The 18,870-nt window shown below is 70.6% G+C and carries 13 protein-coding genes; 3 read left to right on the top strand and 10 right to left on the bottom strand.

Annotation, left to right across the window (positions count from 1 at the left end):
• Positions 1-151: 151 nt before the first annotated feature.
• Complete coding sequence (locus ABFO07_RS22405) at positions 152-2,179, bottom strand: TonB-dependent receptor (RefSeq protein WP_059805088.1); 2,028 nt, start codon at positions 2,177-2,179, stop codon at positions 152-154.
• Positions 2,180-2,509: 330 nt separating this feature from the next.
• Here ABFO07_RS22405 and adhP point away from each other — a divergent pair, with 330 nt between their 5' ends.
• Complete coding sequence (gene adhP / locus ABFO07_RS22400) at positions 2,510-3,538, top strand: alcohol dehydrogenase AdhP (RefSeq protein ID WP_347469585.1); 1,029 nt, start codon at positions 2,510-2,512, stop codon at positions 3,536-3,538.
• A 46-nt stretch (positions 3,539-3,584) separates the two neighbouring features.
• Here the strand turns inward: adhP and ABFO07_RS22395 are convergent, their stop codons facing one another.
• From ABFO07_RS22395 to ABFO07_RS22365, 7 genes are all read right to left on the bottom strand, one after another.
• On the bottom strand, positions 3,585-4,709 hold the full coding sequence (locus ABFO07_RS22395; RefSeq protein ID WP_059892965.1) for an ABC transporter permease: 1,125 nt from the start codon (positions 4,707-4,709) through the stop codon (positions 3,585-3,587).
• Between the two features lie 2 nt (positions 4,710-4,711).
• Complete coding sequence (gene rbbA, locus ABFO07_RS22390; RefSeq protein WP_347469681.1) at positions 4,712-7,480, bottom strand: ribosome-associated ATPase/putative transporter RbbA; 2,769 nt, start codon at positions 7,478-7,480, stop codon at positions 4,712-4,714.
• A 41-nt stretch (positions 7,481-7,521) separates the two neighbouring features.
• Entirely contained in the window at positions 7,522-8,595 is a 1,074-nt protein-coding gene (locus ABFO07_RS22385) for an HlyD family secretion protein (protein ID WP_059564392.1), read from the bottom strand.
• Positions 8,592-10,103 carry an efflux transporter outer membrane subunit gene (locus ABFO07_RS22380; RefSeq protein WP_060027109.1) on the bottom strand — a complete coding sequence of 504 codons (1,512 nt, stop codon included), beginning with the start codon at positions 10,101-10,103 and terminating at the stop codon, positions 8,592-8,594. The genes ABFO07_RS22385 and ABFO07_RS22380 overlap by 4 nt, the downstream gene beginning before the upstream one ends.
• Before the next feature lie 280 nt (positions 10,104-10,383).
• The gene (locus tag ABFO07_RS22375) at positions 10,384-11,826 is read right to left on the bottom strand and encodes a sialidase family protein (RefSeq protein WP_059984064.1); all 1,443 of its coding nucleotides are present in this window, start codon (positions 11,824-11,826) and stop codon (positions 10,384-10,386) included.
• Positions 11,827-12,355: 529 nt separating this feature from the next.
• Positions 12,356-12,787 (bottom strand): MarR family winged helix-turn-helix transcriptional regulator, encoded by a 432-nt coding sequence (locus ABFO07_RS22370; protein WP_059564395.1) that lies wholly within the window; start codon positions 12,785-12,787, stop codon positions 12,356-12,358.
• Complete coding sequence (locus tag ABFO07_RS22365; protein WP_059892973.1) at positions 12,784-13,701, bottom strand: alpha/beta hydrolase family protein; 918 nt, start codon at positions 13,699-13,701, stop codon at positions 12,784-12,786. Before ABFO07_RS22365 ends, ABFO07_RS22370 begins: the two co-directional genes overlap by 4 nt.
• Positions 13,702-13,940: 239 nt before the next feature.
• Between ABFO07_RS22365 and ABFO07_RS22360 the strand changes: the two genes are divergently transcribed.
• Together ABFO07_RS22360 and ABFO07_RS22355 are read left to right on the top strand one after the other, a co-directional pair.
• The gene (locus ABFO07_RS22360) at positions 13,941-14,903 is read left to right on the top strand and encodes an ABC transporter substrate-binding protein (protein ID WP_059881173.1); all 963 of its coding nucleotides are present in this window, start codon (positions 13,941-13,943) and stop codon (positions 14,901-14,903) included.
• A 54-nt stretch (positions 14,904-14,957) separates the two neighbouring features.
• Positions 14,958-16,052 carry an LLM class flavin-dependent oxidoreductase gene (locus ABFO07_RS22355; protein ID WP_059920059.1) on the top strand — a complete coding sequence of 365 codons (1,095 nt, stop codon included), beginning with the start codon at positions 14,958-14,960 and terminating at the stop codon, positions 16,050-16,052.
• Positions 16,053-16,082: 30 nt separating this feature from the next.
• On the opposite strand, the gene ABFO07_RS22350 is transcribed toward ABFO07_RS22355, so the two are convergent.
• Both ABFO07_RS22350 and ABFO07_RS22345 read right to left on the bottom strand, forming a co-directional pair.
• Positions 16,083-17,015, bottom strand: coding sequence for an ABC transporter substrate-binding protein (locus ABFO07_RS22350; protein ID WP_060291679.1), 933 nt, complete (start codon positions 17,013-17,015; stop codon positions 16,083-16,085).
• A gap of 58 nt (positions 17,016-17,073) precedes the next feature.
• Positions 17,074-18,858 carry an amino acid ABC transporter permease/ATP-binding protein gene (locus tag ABFO07_RS22345; RefSeq protein ID WP_081070563.1) on the bottom strand — a complete coding sequence of 595 codons (1,785 nt, stop codon included), beginning with the start codon at positions 18,856-18,858 and terminating at the stop codon, positions 17,074-17,076.
• Positions 18,859-18,870 lie beyond the last annotated feature (12 nt).

Raw genomic sequence — 18,870 nt, 5'->3', positions numbered from 1 at the left:
CGAATAATCGACATAATGTTTTACAGATGATTCAATGGCATCGGTTCGAATTAAAAAATCACCAGTAAATTTCGCATTATTCGTCTGATATTTGCGGGATGCATTTGCGGCCCCGCCCGGACCGGATCGGGCAGGGCCGCGCACCGCTGCGTCAGAAAGTCGTGCGTACGCCGGCCAGCACGCTGCGGCCGCCTTGCGGCGCGAACCCGCGCACCACCGAGCTCGCGTAGCGGATGTCCTGGTTCGTCAGGTTGTCGCCGCGCAGATACGCGAGCCAGCGCGTCGCACCCATCCGGAACTTGTAGGTCAGCATCACGCCGAGCGACGTGTAGCCGTCGGTCGGCAGGTCGTTGTCCGGCACGCGGTGCTGCGCCCATGCATGCGTGACCTGCGCGCGCGCGCCGAACGGGCCGTAGCCGTAATCGGCCGCGAGCGTCGCGCGCAGCGGCGCGATGCGCGGCAGCGGCTGGCCCGTGTCGACGTTGCGCGCATGCGTGTAGTCGGCGCCCAGCTCGACGTCGACCGTGTGGCCGCGCCGCGCGAACACGCGCCACTTGCCGTCGAGCTCGACGCCGTAGAACTCCGCGCGCACGCCGCGGTAGACGGCCTCGGCCAGCGCGCCGTCGGTGCCGCGCGCGACCGGCTCGCCGTCGTCGTCGACGACGCGGCCCGTGTTGTACTCGGTCAGGTAGTTCGCGAAGCGGTTGTAGAACACGCCGACGCTGCCGCGGTTCGGCCCGCTCGCGTAGCGCAGCGACAGGTCGGTCGACACCGCCTTTTCCTTCGACGCATTCGGGTTGCCGATCAGGAACTGGCCGGTCGCGTCGTGCGGGCCGTTCGAATACAGCTCGTAGAAGGTCGGCGCGCGCTCGGTGTACGCGACGTTCGCCGCGACCGACCACACCGGGGTGAGCGAGAACAGCGCGCCGGCCGACACGCTGCCCGCGTTGAAGTCGCGCGGCTGCGCGCCCGCGAATTTGTCGACGCCGGCCGGATCGGGCTGGAGCTTCACATGCTCGTAGCGCCCGCCGACGCTCAGCTTCAGCGCGTCGTTGACCTTCCATTCCTCGAGCCCGAACAGCGCGACGCTGGTCGTGCGCGTGCTCGGCACGAGCGTTTCCTCGCCGAGCGCGGAGAACCGGTTCTGGCCGAACTGCACGCCGAGCGCGCCCTCGAAGGGCCCGAGCTTGCGGTGGCGCGCCTCGATGCGCGCCTCGTAGCCGCGATTGCGGAACATCGTCGCGGTCGTGCCGTCGTCGACTTCCTTGTGCCGGTAGTCGGTGTACGCGAAATCGAACTTCAGCTGCGAGAACGGGCCGCTCAGGTTGCGCACCTCGGATGCGACCGCGAGGCGCTCCTGGCGCATCTTCAGGCGCACGTCGTTCTCGGCGACCGAGCCGTAGTTCGATTCGGAGCCGCTGTACGACAGCCCCGTGAAGCCGTCCGCCCACGTGTAGGACGCGCCGACCGCGCCGCCGTGCACCCGGCCGTCGCTGTTCGGCACGCTGCCGTAAGGCTGCGGCGCATCGGGGCCGTCGAGCGTGCGCTGCGCGGCGCTGCGCGCGTAGCCGGGAATCCGCAGCTTGCTCGTCTCGCGGTCGAACGCGTCGACGTGGAACGCGAAGCGGCCGTTGCCGCCCTCGACCTGCGCGGCGCCCGCACGCACCGCGTTTGCGCCACCGTAGCGCGCATCGAGGGCGCCCGTCACGCCTTCGATCGCCTCGCGCGGGATGCGGTTGTCGATCGTGTTGACCACGCCGCCCACCGCGTTGCCGCCATACAGCAGCGCGGCCGGGCCGCGCACGATCTCGACGCGCTCGATCGTCAGCGGGTCCTGCGGCACCGCGTGGTCGTAGGACAGCGACGACGCGTCGTACGCGGCGACGCCGTTCTGCAGCAGCCGGATCCGGTCGCCGTCCATCCCGCGGATGATCGGGCGGCCGACCATCGGCCCGTAGGTGGTGGTCGACACGCCGGGCAGGCCGTTCAGCGTCTCGCCGAGCGAATCGGCCTGGCGGCGCACGAGCGCATCGCCGGATAGCTGGGCGGTCGGCGCGATCAGCTGCGCGTCGCCGAGCGGGTTGGCGGTCACGAAGATCGGGGCGAGCGGCTGGCCGGCGGCGGGCGCGGCATCGGCGGGCGCGCCGGCCTGCGCGTGCGCGAAGGACGCGAGCAGCATCAGGGAAAGCGGGGAAAGCGGGCGAAGGGGTAAGCGAGGCAGGTCGCGCATGATCGGTGTGGTCGTTTCGGTTGTCGTCAAACCGGGTCGCCGCACGCACTTCCGATACGATATATTGTTGCATTCGTGGCGCGCAATGACCCGTCGGAATCGGCTCGGTGCGGGCGGTCGCGCGTGCGCATCGACCACCGGCAGGCTGCCGATCAGGCGTGATGATATGTTATATCATCTCAAAATCCAAACTGATCCCGGCCGCGTTGACGCGCGTCAACCGTCGCCGATCCCGCTTCCGGATACTGGGTCGCTCATCGACCAAGACAGGAGCGACCCATGACCCAGACCATGAAAGCAGCGGTGGTGCACGCCTTCGGCGAGCCGCTGCGCATCGAGGAGGTGCCGGTGCCGACGCCGGGCCCCGGCCAGATCCTCGTCAACATCAAGGCGTCCGGGGTCTGCCACACCGATCTGCACGCGGCCGACGGCGACTGGCCCGTGAAGCCGTCGCTGCCGTTCATTCCCGGCCATGAAGGGGTGGGCGTCGTCGCGGCGGTCGGTGCGGGCGTCACGCACGTGCGCGAGGGCGACCGCGTCGGCGTGCCTTGGCTGTACACGGCCTGCGGGCATTGCGAACACTGCTACTCGGGTTGGGAGACGCTGTGCCACCAGCAGCGGAACACCGGCTACTCGGTGAACGGCAGCTACGCAGAATACGTGCTCGCCGATCCGGACTATGTCGGCCACCTGCCGGCGCAGGTCGCGTTCGACGAGATCGCGCCGATCCTGTGCGCGGGCGTGACGGTCTACAAGGGGATCCGCGTGACCGACACGCGGCCCGGCCAGTGGATCGCGATTTCCGGCATCGGCGGGCTCGGGCACGTGGCCGTGCAATACGCGCGCGCGATGGGGCTGCACGTCGCGGCGATCGACGTCGCGCAGGACAAGCTCGCGCTCGCGAAACAGCTCGGCGCGGAACTGACGATCGACGCATCGACCAGCGATCCGGCCGCGATCATCCAGAAGGAAATCGGCGGCGCGCACGGCGTGCTCGTCACCGCCGTGTCGCGAAGCGCATTCGCGCAGGCGCTCGGGATGGTGCGGCGGGGCGGCACGGTCGCGCTCAACGGGCTGCCGCCGGGCGATTTCCCGCTGCCGATCTTCTCGACGGTGCTGAACGGCATTACGGTGCGCGGCTCGATCGTCGGCACGCGGCGCGATTTGCAGGAATCGCTCGATTTCGCGGCCGACGGGCTCGTGCGCGCGCACATCCACCGCGACCGGCTCGGCAGCATCAACGAGATCTTCGCGAAGCTGCGCGCGGGGCAGGTCGACGGGCGCATCGTGCTGACCGAGATGCGCTGACGTCCAGGTGCGGCGGACGCGCGATGCCGCGTCCGCCGCCGGATCGTCACGCCATCTGGCCGATGGTCAGGCGGAACCGCTTCAGCGACAGCAGGAACAGCACGCCCCCGATCACGAGCAGGATCGCGAATTGCGGCCACACCGCGTCGAGGCCCGCGCCGCGATAGAGGATGCGCTGCGCGAGCTCGACGAAATGGGTGGTCGGCGCCGCGAGCATGATGTCCTGCACGGCCTGCGGCATGCTCTCGCGCGGCGTGAGCCCGCCGGACAGCAACTGCAGCGGCAGCAGCACCAGCACCAGCAGCATCCCGAACTGCGGCATGCTGCGCACCAGCGTCGCGAGAAAGATCCCCATCGACGTCGTCGCGAACAGGTGCAGCGCCATGCCGGCGACGAACAGCGCGAGCGAACCCGGGATCGGCACCCCCAGCGCGCCGCGCACGACGAACACGAGCGACGCGAACGCCGCGACCGTCACGACGAGCCCCATCGACCATACCTTCGCCAGCATGATTTCGGCGGGCGTGACCGGCATCACGAGCAGGTGCTCGATCGTCCCGTGCTCGCGCTCGCGAATCAGCGCCGCGCCCGTGAGGATCATCGACAGCATCGTCACGTTGTTGATGACTTCCATCAGCGCGCCGAACCAGAGCTCGTCGAGATTCGGATTGAAGCGCATGTGTACCGCGAGATCGACCGGCAGGTCGGGGCCGCCGCGATGGCGGCGCACGAACGTGTCGATCTCGCCCGAGACGATCTGCTGCACGTAGCCGCTGCCGGTGAACGCCTGGCTCATTCGCGTCGCGTCGACGTCGAGCCGGATCGTCGCGGGGCGTCCGGCGAGCACGTCGCGCTGGAGGTTCGGCGGGATGTCGAGCACGAACGTGTAGTCGCCGTCGTCCAGGCCGCGATCGGCCGACGCGGCGTCGACCATCGCGGGCAGCGTGAACTGCGGTGGAAAGAGCGCCGACGCGATGCGCGCCGACAGCGGCGACGCATCCTCGTCGACGATCGCGACGGGCGCCTTGTGCAGCGTGTCGGGCCGTGCGGTGGCGGCCGCGTAGATCGACGCGCTGAAGGTGTAGACGATCAGCACGAGCATGATCGGGTCGCGCGCGAGGCTCCACAGTTCCTTGACGCCGAGCCGGTAGATCGTGAGCAGACGCTGCATGGTCAGGTTTCCTGCTTTCTGAGCAACGCGACGGTGGCCGCCAGCACGACCGGCACCGACGCGAGCATCGGCCAGAACTGCGGCCACAGGTCGGCGAGGCCGAGCCCCTTGTTGTACACGCCGCGGCTGATCGCGAGCATGTAGGTGGCCGGATAGAGGGTGCCGATCCATTTGCCCGCGCCTTCGAGCGACGACAGCGGCGTGAGCAGCCCCGAGAACTGCACGACCGGAATCAGCGTGCCGATGATCGTCATGAAGATCGCGGCGATCTGGCTGCGCGTGAAGGTGGACGCGAGCAGCCCGACGCCGGTCGCCACGACGTTGAAGATCAGCACGGCGAGCAGCAGCGTCGCGAAGCTGCCCTTGATCCGCACGCCGAACGCGAGATCCGCGAGCACGACCATCAGCAGGAAGTTCAGCATTGCGAGCACGATGTACGGCGCCTGCTTGCCGATCAGGAATTCGGTGCGCGTGACGGGCGTCACGTACAGGTTGACGATCGAGCCGAGCTCGCGCTCGCGCACGACGGCGAGCGCGGTCAGCATCGCCGGCAGCATCAGCAGCAGCATCGGCATGATGGCCGGGATCATCGCGGGCAGGCTCCTCACATCGGGGTTGTAGCGATAGCGCACGGCGATGTCGACCGGCGTCGCGAGCGACGCGCCGAGCCGGCGTTTCGCCTCGTCGCGCAGCCAGTTCTCGTGCATGCCGGCCACGTAGCCCCGGATCGTCTCCGCGCGCAGCGGCATCGCGCCGTCGATCCACATGCCGATCTGCACGCGCCGGCCGCGTGCGACGTCCCGCGCGAAATCGGGCGGGATCTCGATCGCGAGCGACAACTGCCCGCGGCGCATGCGCCGGTCGAGGTCGTCGTAGCCCGTCAGCGCGTCGCGCTGCACGAAATAGCGCGAACCGGCGATGTTCTGCGCATAGCCCTGGCTCAGGATCGTCTGGTCGCGGTCCAGCACCGCGAACGTGAGGTTGTCGACGTCGAGGCTGATGCCGATGCTGATCACGCACATCAGCACGAGCGAGCCGAGCAGCGCGAGCGTCGCGCGCACCGGGTCGCGGCGCAGCTCCAGGATTTCGCGCCACATGTAGCTGCCGGCGCGCGCGAGACTGAAGCGCGGCGCGGGCCGGGCGGCGGCGGCGGACGGCGGCGCGCCGGCCTCCCCGCCGGCATCCCACGGAGCATCGTCCGGCGCCGCCTGCGGCCCGTCGCCCGCGCGCTGCGCGTCGACCAGGTAGCCGATGAACGCGTCCTCCAGCGTGGCCGCGCCGCGTTGCCGCACCAGCTCGGCGGGCGCGTCGCTCGCGAGCACGCGGCCGGCGTGCATCAGCGAAATGCGGTCGCAGCGCTCGGCTTCGTTCATGAAGTGCGTCGAGATGAAGATCGTCACGCGGTCGCGCCGCGCCAGCTCGATCATCAACTGCCAGAAACTGTCGCGCGCCACCGGATCGACGCCGGAGGTGGGCTCGTCGAGAATCAGCAGTTCCGGCTTGTGCACCATCGCGACCGCCAGCGACAGCCGCTGCCGCATGCCGAGCGGCAGGCTGTCGGGCAGCGTGTCGAGCGCGCCGGCCAGGCCGAAGCGCTCGGTCATCTCGGCCACGCGCGCGGCGACCTCGGCCTCCGGCACGCCGAACAGGCGCGCATGCAGCACGAGGTTCTGCCGCACGGTCAGCTCGCCGTACAGCGAGAAGCCCTGCGACATGTAGCCGACCCGGCGGCGCGTGTTGATGTCGCCGGCCGCGACGGGCCGGCCGAACAGCTTCGCGTCGCCTTCGGTGGCGGGCAGCAGGCCGGTCAGCATCTTCATCGTCGTCGACTTGCCGCAGCCGTTCGAGCCCAGGAAACCGAAGATCTCCCCGCGCCGAATCCGGAAACTCACGTGATCGACCGCGACGAAGTCGCCGAACCGCATCGTCAGGTCGTGCGCCTCGATCGCGTAGCCGGCGGCTTCGTCGGCCTGCAGCGGCGTCACCCGCACCGGCACGTAGCCGCGCCGGCGCTCGTCCGGCAGCAGCGCGATGAACGCCGATTCCAGCCGGTCGCAGCCGGTGCGCGCGAGCAGCTCGGCGGGCGTGCCCGTCGCCAGCACGCGGCCGGCATCCATCGCGATCAGCCAGTCGAAGCGCTGTGCCTCGTCCATGTAGGCGGTCGCGACCAGCACGCTCATCGACGGGCGCGCCGCGCGAATCCGGCCGATCAGCTCCCAGAACTGCGCACGGGCGAGCGGATCGACGCCGGTGGTCGGCTCGTCGAGGATCAGCAGGTCGGGATCGTGGATCAGTGCGCAGCACAGCCCGAGCTTCTGCTTCATGCCGCCGGACAGCTTGCCGGCCGGGCGCGCGAGGAACGGATCGAGGCCCGTGCTGCGCGTCAGGCTGTCGATCCGGCGCCGCCGTTCGGCCGCGTCGTGGCCGAACAGCCGCGCGAAGAACTGCAGGTTTTCCTCGACCGACAGCGTCGCGTACAGGTTCTTGCCGAGCCCCTGCGGCATGTACGCGATGCGGCCGCACACGCGATCGCGGTGCGCGGCCGACGCCATGTCGCCGCCGAGCACCGTCACGCGGCCTTGCTGGATCGCCCGCGCACCCGACGCGAGCGCGAGCAGGCTCGACTTGCCGACGCCGTCCGGGCCGATCAGCCCGATCATGCGCCCGGCGGGCACGTCGAGCGTCACGGCGTCGAGCGCGCACACCGCGCCATAACGCAGCGACACGCCGGCCACGCGGATGACGGCGCCGTCGGCACCGCCAGCCGGCATCGGCGCGCGCTCGACCAGGCCGGTGGCTTCCTGCCCGGGCGTCACTGCGGCACCTTCACCGCGAGCGTGTCCGGCCAGCGCGCGTGCGCATCGACCTTCAGCCATGCGACGCCCGGCAGCCCGGTCTTCACGAGCCGGAGATGGCGCTGCAGCAGGTCGCGGTCGATGCGCGCCTTCACGCGGAACATCAGCTTCTGCCGTTCGTTGGCCGTCTCGACCGTCTTCGGCGTGAACTGCGCGGTGCTCGACACGAACGACACCCGCGCCGGGATCACGTACTGCGGCGCGGCGTCGAGCACGATCCGCACGTCGGCGCCGAGCGGCACCTTGCCGACCACGGTCTCCGGCAGGAAGAACGTCATGTAGACGTCGGCCAGGTCGACCACATTGAGCACCTTGCCGCCGGCCGGCAGCACTTCGCCGGGCTCGGCCACGCGATACTGCACGCGGCCGTCGCGCGGCGACGTCAGTTCGCTGTCGGAGATGTCCGCCTGCACGCGCGCGACGGTCGCCTGCGCGGCCGCGACCCCGGAGTGCGCGGCGACGAGCTGCGCCTTCGTCGCGTCGATCGCGGCCTGCGCCGCGTCGACCTGCGCACGGGCGGCGCGCACGGTCGCCTCCATGCTGCGCGCGCGGGCGCGATCGTCGTCGAGCTCCTGCAGCGACGACGCGCCTTCGCGCGACAGCGTCTCGGAGCGCGCGAGCCGGCGCCGCGCGGCGTCCAGCTCGCTTTCGCGCTGCACGACGGCGGCCTCGGCCGCCGCCTTGTCGCTGCGGCGCTGCGCGACCTGCGCGTCGACGCTCGCGGCCGTGTTCAACGCCTGCTGTTCTTTCGCGCGCGCCTCGTCGAGCTGCGCATGCAGCACCAGCACGTCCATGCTGGCGAGCGGCTGGCCCGCCTTCACGAAATCGCCTTCGTCGACCAGCATCGCGCTGACACGCCCCGGCAGCTTGGTCGCGACATCGATCTCGGTCGCCTCGATGCGGCCGTTGCCGCTCACGAACCCGGCGTCGGCCCGGCCGTCGCGCCAGAGGGTCCAGCCGTACCAGGCGGCGCCGAGGGCGAGCGCGGCCGCGCCGAAGCCGATCAGATATTGGCGGTTGGGCATCTTCATTGCATGGAACCCGAATCGGTCGAATCGTGAGGGGAGGCGGCCGGCGCATCGTTGCCGCCGGCCAGCGGGGCGCCGCCGAGCGCGCCGTACAGCGAGACGCGGCTCGACAGCAGCGCGCGGCGCGTCTGCACGAGCTGCTGCTCGGCATTCAGCAGGTCGCGCTGCGCGTCGAGCACTTCGAGAAAGCGCACCGCGCCGCTGTCGTAGCGCAGCTTCGCGAGCCGCGCGCGTTCCGTCTGCGACGCGAGCGTCGCGCGTTCGACGCGCAGCTGCTCGGCCTGCCAGTCGCGCGCCGCGAGCGCATCGGACACGTCGCGGAATGCGCCTTGCACGGTCTTCTCGTACTGCGCGACGGCTTCGTCGCGCTGCGCCTTCGTCAGCGCGAGATTGGCGCGATTGCGCCCGGCGTCGAAGATCGGCATCGCCAGGTTCGGAATCACGCTCCACGTGCCCGTGCCCGACGAGAACAGGTTGTGCAGCTCGCTGCTGCCCGAACCGATCGCGCTCGTCAGCGCGATGCGCGGGAAGAACGCGGCGCGGGCCGCGCCGATGTTCGCGTGCGCCGCGCGAAGCTGGTGCTCGGCCGCGATCACGTCCGGACGGTTTTCGAGCAGCGCGGACGGCAGCCCGGGCGCGAGCGCGGGCATCACGGCCTGGTCGTCGAGCGTGAGCGGCGCGGCGGGCAGGTCGGGCGACGCGCCGACCAGCAGCATCAGCGCGTCCGCGGCGCTCGCGCGCGCCTGGCCCAGTTGCGCGCCGAGCGCTTCCGCCTGCTGCAGCAGGATTTCCGATTGGGTCAGGTCCAGCCGCGAGATCGCGCCTTCGTCGTAGCGGCGCCGGAAGATCCGCAGCGACTCGCGCCGGCTGTCGATCGTCGCGCGAGTCAGCGCGAGGCGCTCGTCGTACGCGCACACGGCCAGATACGCGTCGGCCACCTGCGTGATCAGGCTCAGCGACACCGCGCGGCGCGCGGCATCGCTCGCCAGATAGCGTTCGCGCGCCGCGTCCTTCAGGTTGCGCACGCGGCCCCAGAAATCGATCTCCCATTGCGTTTCCGCGAGCTGCACGTCGTAGAGCCGGCCGATGAACGGCGACGGCGCGAGCAGGCCGCCCGGCGTGCGAAAGCGCGCGTACGCGGCGCCCGCATCGATCGACGGCCACTGGTCCGCGCGGCGGATGCCGTAGACAGCGCGCGCCTGTTCGACCCGCGCGACGGCCGCCCGCAGGTCGCGGTTGTTCGCGAGCGCCTGCTCGATCAGCGCGCGCAGCCGCGCGTCGGCGAAATACGTGCGCCAGTCGGGCACGGCCGTCGCGGGTGCCGCTTCGGCGGCGCTGACGTCGGGATAGGCAGCGGGAACGGGCTGCGCCGGGCGCGCATAGTGCGGCGCGAGCGACAGGCAACCCGACAGCAGGCCGCCGCAGGCCAGCGCGATCGCCACGCGTGCGGCCCGTGCAAGGGCGGCGCGCGCGCGAACGGGCGGCGGATCGGGGAGCGCGACGTGGCGCATGGTCTTCCTCGTTGTCGGTCGGCGGACGTGCATGACGTCGCCATGGCTGGGGCATCCCGGGCGAGCCGGGGCGCGCATGGCCGATGCGCGCGCCCGTTTCCCGGAACGCGTCCACTTATATCCGACGAGTGCGGTGAGGCCCGTTGATCTGGGTCAGAGGCGGATGGAAGGGCGTGTCGAGCGTTTCCTCGCTTGACACGCGGGCGGCGCCGGCGGGTGCCGGCGCGCGGGGATCATCGGGAGCGTCTGGCCGGCCGCCGCTCAGGCGGCCGGACGGCGGTCACGGCGCGAAGAACACGTCCGTGCGGTTCGCGAGATTCGGGTTGGTCTGCACGAAGAACGGATGGAACGATGACGACGGGCCCGTGTCGAGGCCCTGGTAGTCGCCGATGAAGAAGCCCTCCGCATTCGGCGCGACCTTCAGGTCGAACGGCCCGCCGACGCGCCGCTCGGCGACGAACGTGCGGCCGCCGTCGAGCGAGATCTTGCGCCAGAAGCCGGTGGGCAGCGTCGTCGTGTCGCCGGCCGGCAGGTCGCGGAAGTCGTAGTGGGTGACCATCACCGCGCCGCCTTCGTTGACGCGCACCGACGGGTTGAACGCCGCGCGGCCGGTCGGCGTGTTGACCTGCAGCGGCGCGCTCCAGGTTGCGCCGCCGTCGGTCGACGTCGACAGTGCGACCTCGTCGTAGAGGCCGCCGTTGAAGCGGCTGTCCTGCCACACCACGTAAAGCTGCCCCGACGCGGGATCGATCGCGGGCTCCGGAATGATGTCGCCGGTGCGCACCGGCTCGCCGGTGATCGGATCGGTCACGCCCACCGTCTGCAACCCGGCGATCACCTGCGGCTGCGTCCACGTCGCGCCGTCGTCGGTCGACTTGATGAACGCGACCTTGCCGGCGGCCTTGCTGAACGGCGGCTTGATCAGGTTGAAGAAGTTGTAGAGCGTGCCGCTCTTCGGATCGACGACGATCTGGTTGCCGATCGTCTGCTGCCGCGACGGCACGTGGACGATGACTCTCGCCTTGCTCCACGTCTTGCCGCCGTCGACCGTCTTCGAGAACAGCGTCGGGCCGCGGAACGCCTGCGTATGCAGGTTCGCGCGCGGATTGCCGTTCGGCTGCTCGAGGCGGTCCCACACCGCATACGCGGTGCCGGCCTTCACCGGGTTCGCGGTGACCGATTCCTTGTCGTTGAAGAACTGCGTCGTGGGCTCGTTGTCGGCGATCAGCAGCGCCGGGCCGCTCCACGTCTGGCCGCCGTCGCTCGACACCGAAGCCGCCACCGCATTGCTGTTGTTCGACTGGTTGAACGAGATCGACACCGAGTACGCGGTGCCGTCCGGCCCGATCGACACCCACGGATCGGACGCGCGCTCGTACGGCAGCCCGCCCGGCGCACAGGCGCTGAACGGCTGCGTGGTCTGCGCCCAGGTGGCGCCGCCGTCGAACGTGTAGCCGGCGACGAGCCCGTGCGCGCCGCCGTTCGACCAGCGGTCCTGCTGCCACACGCCGATCATGTTCTGCTGATTCGCCGGGTTCACCGCGAGCCACGGCTCGACCTCGGCGTTCACGTAGACGGTGCCGGGGCCGCCGATCGTGCAGGCGGCGAACGGGCTCGGGCCGGACACGCGCACCGGCTCCGCGTAGGCGGACGCCGCGAGCGCGAGCGCGATGGCGGCGGACAGGCGGGTGACGAGCGGATGAGGCAGGGTAGTGCGTCGCATGGACTGCTCCTGGTGGACATGCGGCTGCGGTGGCCGGACACGCCGGCGCCGCGCGCGTGCGTGCGCGAATAGTCAGGGCGCCGGAGTGCGAGCGCACGGGCGAGCGGCCGGTATCGCGTCGATCCGTGCCGTTCAGTGCGTCGCGTCAGTCATCGCAATCCGCCTTCGCTGGGTTCCGCCAGCGTATCGGTCAAGACTTCCTTGCTTTGTTTCTCGTTGCCGTGCATGTCCCGCGCGTCATGGCCGTCGCGCGCGGGTACCCCCAAGTCTCTTGGATACGACGAATGCATCGAAGTGGATTGCAATGTAGGCGAACAAAACCGCGCGCAGCAGCCAGTTTTTTGTAACGGTGTGTAGCCGGCAAGCGTTGCCGGATCGCGCGAGCGCAACCAGAAAAATTTGCGGCGCGCGGGCAGGGAACGGGCAGGGGAACGGCGTGATATCGCAGCCGCAAAGCCGAATCGAAGTGCGAATGGAAATCGCTTTGTATTGCGTTGCACCGGCCGCGCCGGTTGGCGCGCGCCGGCGTTCAGCGCTCCACAGGAAAGCGCGCCTGCATCGTGCCGAGCCAGCGCGCGACCACATCGAGCTCGTCGTCCGAGAACCCGTCGCACAACTTGCCGTTCAGCTCGCGCAACAGCACGCGCGCCTGCTTCAGCGCCGCGTGGCCGTCGTCGGTGAGGAACAGGCGGGTCGCGCGGCCGTCGTCCGAATCGTGATGGCGCGTGAGCAGGCCCGCCTTCGCCATGCGATCGGCGAGGCCCGTCATCGCGGACGGCGCGATCTGCAGCGCCGCGCCGACTTCGCCGACGAGCGCGCCGTCGTGCTTCGCGAGATGAAAGAGCACGCCGGCCTGCGCGGCGCTTGCGCGCGCATCGGTCTCGGCCCGGCGGTCGACCCAGCGCTGCACGCGCCGCTGCGCGAGGTTCAACAGGAAAAACAGTCGTCGTTCGTCGCTCAAGCTCGGTTTCCGGCTGGGGTGGTGGAAGAGAGGCGGCCCGTGTCGCGCGGCCCGTCGAGCGCCTGAGAAAGCCAGTCCGCGACGCCCGGCCACAGCACCGCGCCGGGCCGGCTGCGAAAGAAGCCCATGTGCCCGACCGGCCCGCTGCCGGCGGCGCGCGGATCGATCTGGCGGCGTTCGACGGCCGCCTGCGTCAGGTAGCTTACCAGCAGGTCGATCGCGACCGGGTTCGCCCACGGGTCGTCGTCGAAGCCGAGCGCGAGGATCGGCAGCCGCTGTTGCGCGAACCGCTCGGCCGCGCCGAGCGTCGGGTCGTCGAAGAAATAGCGCGGCAGCGTGGTCCAGCCGCTCCATTCGCGGAACACGCCGGCCGGCATATCCTCGCCGAGCCCGAGCCGCTTGCCGGGCACGTAGCCGAGCAGCGCGGACAGCAGCGGGCCGAACACGCGCAGGATCAGCCGCACCTTCAGGCGCTCGGCCGCCCGCGCGATCAGCCGCGTGCTGCCCGCGTGCGACGCGACCATCACCGCCGCGCGCAGGTGGCGCGACCCGGCGCTCAGGCCGATCGCATGGCCGCCGACGCTGTGCCCGACCGCGAGCAGCGGCACGCTGTCGAACGCCTGTCGCCCCCACGCGGTCGCCGCTTCGACGTCGAGGTCGACCCAATCGCGCATGCGGGCGCGCAAGCGCGCCATCCGGGCCGGACGCGACGCGTCGATGCCGCGATAGTTGTAGGTCAGCGCCGCGAAGCCGCGCTCGGTCAGGTAGCACGCGAAGCCGGCATACAGCCGCTCCGGCACCGCCGTCGCCGGATGGATCAGCACCAGCGCCCGCGGCGCGGCGTCCGGCGACCACAGCGTGCCGTGCAGCGCATAGCCGTCGGCGGCGGAAAACTGGATGGGTTGGGATGGCATCGCGGCCCTCGTTCCGGGAGTTGTTTCGCATGCGAAATATAGTGCGCGGTGTATTTCGTGTGCGAAATATCTGTCGAGGAAGGATTCGAATGCGCGGGCCGGCGGCCTCGCGGCGCGGCACCCGGGTCATAAAATTTCCGCATCTTTACTTAGCAGAATATTGCGTTTGTCTTATGAAGTTCGGCGACGTATCGTCTCCGGTCCTGAACCCCATTCGACCACCTATCCGGGAGATCACGTTGCTGAGCCGAATCGTCACGGCGCTCGTGCTGGCGCTTGCCGCGCAGCCGGGCATCGCCAAAGACACCGTTACGCTGCGCGTCGGTGAACAGAACTACTTCAACATCCAGGCTTCGATGGAAGCGTCCGGCGTGCTGGAGGGCCTGCCTTACACGATCGAGTGGAAGCACTTCCAGGCGGCCGCGCCGGTCGCCGAGAGCCTGAACGGCAATGCGATCGACGTCGGCTTCCTCGGCGATTCCCCGCTGCTTACGCTCGCCGCGCGCGGCGCGCCGGTGAAGGTCGTCGCGGTGTCGCGGCAGAACCTCGACGGCGTCGCGATCCTCGTGCCGAAGAATTCGCCGGTGCGCACGGTCGCCGACCTGAGCGGCAAGACGATCGCCGTGTGGCGCGGCGCGTGGAGCCAGCAGCTCGTGCTGCGCGCGCTCGAACGCGCGGGCCTGCGCGCCGACGCGGTGAAGTACGCATACCTGATGCCGATCGACGCGACCAACGCGCTCGCGAACGGCTCGGTGGACGCGGTGTCGCTGTGGGAGCCGTTCGTCAGCACGCTCGCACTGCGCCAGGGCGCACGGCCGATCGCCACCGCGCAGGGGCTGATGCCCGCGCTCAGCTTCGTCGCGGCGAACGAGCAGGCGGCCACCGGCAAGCGCGCGGAGATCAGCGATTTCCTGCGCCGCGTGGTGGCCGCGCGCCAATGGGTCGACAGCCATCCGCGCGAATACGCCGACCTGTGGGCGAAGCGCGCGAAGCTCGAGCCGGACGTCGCGTACCGCTGGCTCAACGACGCGCACCAGCGCGTCGGCCCGGTCGACGACGCGGCCGCGAAGGACGCGCAGAACACCGCCGATTTCCTGCACAAGGCCGGCGTGATCCCGGCCCCGTACGACACCGCGAAGCTGCTCGACCGCTCGTATGCCGGCGCGTTCGCCGCGCCCGCGCAGAAGGCCGCCGCGCGATGAACGCGCGCAGCGTCAGCCGCGCGCCTATTCCGTTTTCCTGAAGGACATCCCGACATGCCAGTCGACATCATCGGCATGATCACCGCGACGCCCGGCGCGGAAGTCGACGTGCCCGGCGGCGCCGCCGTGCAGCCCGATTACGTGCGGCGCTTCGCGCACGCGCACGAAGCCGCGGGCTTCGACCAGATCCTGGTCGGCCATTTCAGCAACGCGGCGGACGGCTTCATCGTCAGTTCGTTCGCGGCCGCCGCAACCGAGCGGATCCGCATCCTGCTCGCGCACCGGCCGGGCGTGATCGCGCCATCGGCCGCCGCCCGGCAGATCGCGACGCTCGACGTGTTCAGCGGCGGGCGGCTGTCGCTCAACATCGTGTCGGGCGGCGACGATGCGGACCTGCGGCGCGACGGCGATTTCGTGCCGCACGACGCGCGCTATCGGCGCACCGCCGAATACCTCGACGTGCTGAAGCGGATCTGGCTCGCCGACGCGCCCGTCGATCACGACGGCCCGTTCTACCGGCTGCGCGGCGCGTCGCCGCTCGTGAAGGGCGTCCAGCGGCCGCACGTGCCGATCTATTTCGGCGGGTCGTCGCCGGCCGCGCTGGCGGTGGCCGGGCAGCATGCGGACGTGTACATGACGTGGGGCGAACCGCTCGCGTCGATCCGCGAGCAGGTCGAACGGGTGCGCGCCGTCGCCGCGCTGCACGGGCGTGCGCCGCGCATCAGCGTGTCGTTCCGGCCGATCGTCGCGGATACGGAGGCCGCCGCGTGGGCGAAGGCCGACGCGATCCGCGAGCGCGTGCGTGCGGCGCGGCTCGCGAACGGCCAGCCGATCGCGGGCCACGCGCCGCAGAACGCCGGATCGCAGCGGCTGATGGCCGCGGCCGCGCAGGGCGACGTGCTCGACGAGCGGCTGTGGATGGGCGTCGCGAACCTGACCGGCGCGCGCTGGAATTCGACCGCGCTGGTCGGCACGCCCGAGCAGGTCGCCCGCGCGCTCGGCGCGTATTACCGGCTCGGCGTGACGACGTTCCTGATTCGCGGCTTCGATCCGCTCGACGATGCGCGCGCGTATGGCGACGCGCTGATTCCGGCGATCCACGCGCATATCGCCGAGCTTGACCGGCAGGGCGCGGCGATCCCCGCATAAACCAAGCGGGCGCGGCGATGCGCCCGCCCGTCAAAACGCCGGCAACCCCGGCGGATTCGTCTCCGCGCGCGCCACGGCCTCGCTCTGCAGGCCCCAGCGCGCGAGCGCCTGCCCATAACGGCCGTTCGCGATCAGCGTGTTGGTCGCGAGCGTCAGCGCGTCGGCCAGGCCGCTGCCCTTGCGCGTCGCGATCGCGACGTCCGCGTTCGCCGGCCAGCCCGCGTTGACGAGGCCGACACGCCGCAGCCGGCCGTCGCGCGCCGCGTCGTACGCGAGCTGCGCGTTCGGGTTCAGCACCGCATCGGCGCGCCCCGACAGCAGCGCGATGCGCGCGGCCGCGTCGTCGTCGAAATACTGCAGCTCGGTCGCCTTGAGCCCCTGCGCGACGTTGCGCCGGCTCCATTCGAGCAGGATCCGCTCCTGGCTCGTGCCCGCGCCCGTGATGATGCGCAGCCCGGCCACGTCCTTCGGCTCGGCGATCTTCGCGATCGGGCTCGCGGTGCGCACGTAGAAGCCGTGCAGCCCGAGCCGGTAGGTCGTGAAATCGTATTTTTCCTTGCGCTTTTCGGTCACGCCGACGTTGGAGATCACCGCGTCGTACTTGCCCGAGCTCAGGCCCAGCGGCCAGTCGGCCCACGCGACCGGCACCAGCACGAGCGTGCGGCCGAGCGCGTCGGCCACCAGCTGCGCATAGTCGGGATCGGCGCCCACCACGGTGCGCGCGTCGGTCGCGTAGGTCGAGAGCGGCGGTGCATGCGGCGCAATCGCCACCGTGAACGCGCCGTCGCGCACCCAGCGGTAGCCGCTCGCCGCGCGGATCGCTTCCGCATCGCGCGGCGCGCGCACGCGGCCCGCCTGGCGCGGGTCGAGATCCGCTATCGCGGCGGTGGCAAGCGCCGTGCGCAGCGGCAGGCCGGCGGCCGCGGCGAGGGCGGCCGTCATGAACAGGCGTCGGTCGATCATCGGTGCGAGTCTCGCGTATCGGTCGCGTATCGGGTCCGGCAGGGCAGGCGGGCGGGCGTCAAAGCACCCGCGACAGGAATTCGCGCGTGCGCGGATGCGCCGGCGCGTCGAGCACGATCGCCGGCGGCCCCGCCTCGACGATGCGGCCGCGCTCCATGAACAGCACGTTGTCCGCGACTTCGCGCGCGAAGCCGATCTCGTGCGTGACGATCACGAGCGTCGTGCCGGAGCGGGCCAGCTCCTTGATCACGTCGAGCACTTCGTTGACGAGCTCCGGGTCGAGCGCGGAGGTCGGCTCGTCGAACAGCAGCACCTTCGGCCGCAGCGCGAGCGCCCGCGCGATCGCGACGCGCTGCTGCTGGCCGCCGGACAACTGGCGCGGATACGCGTCGGCCTTGTCGGCGAGCCCGACGCGCGCGAGCAGCGCGCGCGCGCTGCGCTCGGCGGCCGCGCGGGTCACGCCGCCGACGGCGACCGGCGCCTCGACGAGGTTCTCGAGCACGGTCAGGTGCGGGAACAGGTTGAAGTTCTGGAACACCATGCCGACGTCGATGCGGCGCTTCAGCACGTCGCGCTCCTTCAGCTCGTAGAGCGTGTCGCCGTCGCGGCGGTAGCCGACCAGTTCGCCGTCGATGTCGATGAAGCCGTCGTCGACGCGCTCCAGATGGTTGATCGCACGCAGCAGCGTCGACTTGCCCGAGCCCGACGGCCCGACGATCACCGTCACACTGCCGCGCGGCGCGACGAACGACACGCGGTCGAGCACGCGCTGCGTGCCGAACTGCTTCGACACCGCGTGCACGGCGATCTCGCCGCCCGCACGCGGCGCGGGCGTGTCGTCGCCGGCCGCCACGGCCGCCGCAGCTGCGGCCGTGCGGCGAACCCCGGCACGCCGCCAGGCCGCCCGCAGCCGTTCCAGCACGAAGGTGACGGCGGACGGCGGCGGATTGCGCAGCGCGCCGCGCGCATAGTGCCGCTCGATCTGCACCTGGATCGCCGACAGCACGGTGAGGATGATCAGATACCAGACGGTCGCGACCATCAGCAGCGGAATCACCTCGAGATTGCGCCGGTAGATCACCTGCACCGTATAGAACAGCTCGGGCATTGCGAGCACGTACACCATCGACGTGCCTTTCGCGAGCATGATCAGGTCGTTGAACGCGGTCGGCAGGATCGCGCGCATCGCCTGCGGCAGCACGATGCGCGTCGTCTGGTGCGCGCGCGGCAGGCCGAGCGCCGCCGCGGCCTCGAGCTGGCCCTGGTCGACCGCGAGGATGCCGCCGCGAATCACCTCGGCGGAAAACGCCGCATGGTGCAGCGACAGGCCGAGCACCGCCGCGAGGAACGGGCTGATCAGGTCGGTCGTCGCGATGTCGACGAACGTGATGCCGGTCAGTGGCACGCCGAGCCGCACGTGCTCGTACAGGTAGCCGAGGTTGTTCAGGATCAGCAGCAGCACGATCAGCGGGATCGAGCGGAACAGCCAGATGAACGCCCACGCGCTCGCCGCCAGCAGCCGCGAGCGCGACAGCCGCGCCAGCGCGACGAACCCGCCGAGCACGAGGCCGAACACCGCGCCGAGCGCCGTCAGCAGCAGCGTGCGGGCCAGCCCCGACAGCACCGGCGGCGCGAAGAACCATTCCGCGAACACCGGCCAGCCCCATTGCGGATTGCCGAGCAGCGAATAGGCCACGAGCCCGATCAGCACGACCGCGAGCGCGGTGCCGGCCGTGCTCGCGCGATGCCGCGCGGGCACGACCCGCAAGCGTGAGCCGGCATCGCGCGCGGCGGCGGGAGAAAGCGGCGGCAGCGCGCCGTGGAGGTGGGTGGTGTCGCTCATGTCGTTGCGGTT

Source organism: Burkholderia stagnalis, from assembly GCF_039848545.1.
Lineage (GTDB): Bacteria > Pseudomonadota > Gammaproteobacteria > Burkholderiales > Burkholderiaceae > Burkholderia > Burkholderia stagnalis.
Note: the sequence above shows the minus strand (reverse complement) of the source record. Positions and strands in the feature narration are given on the sequence as shown.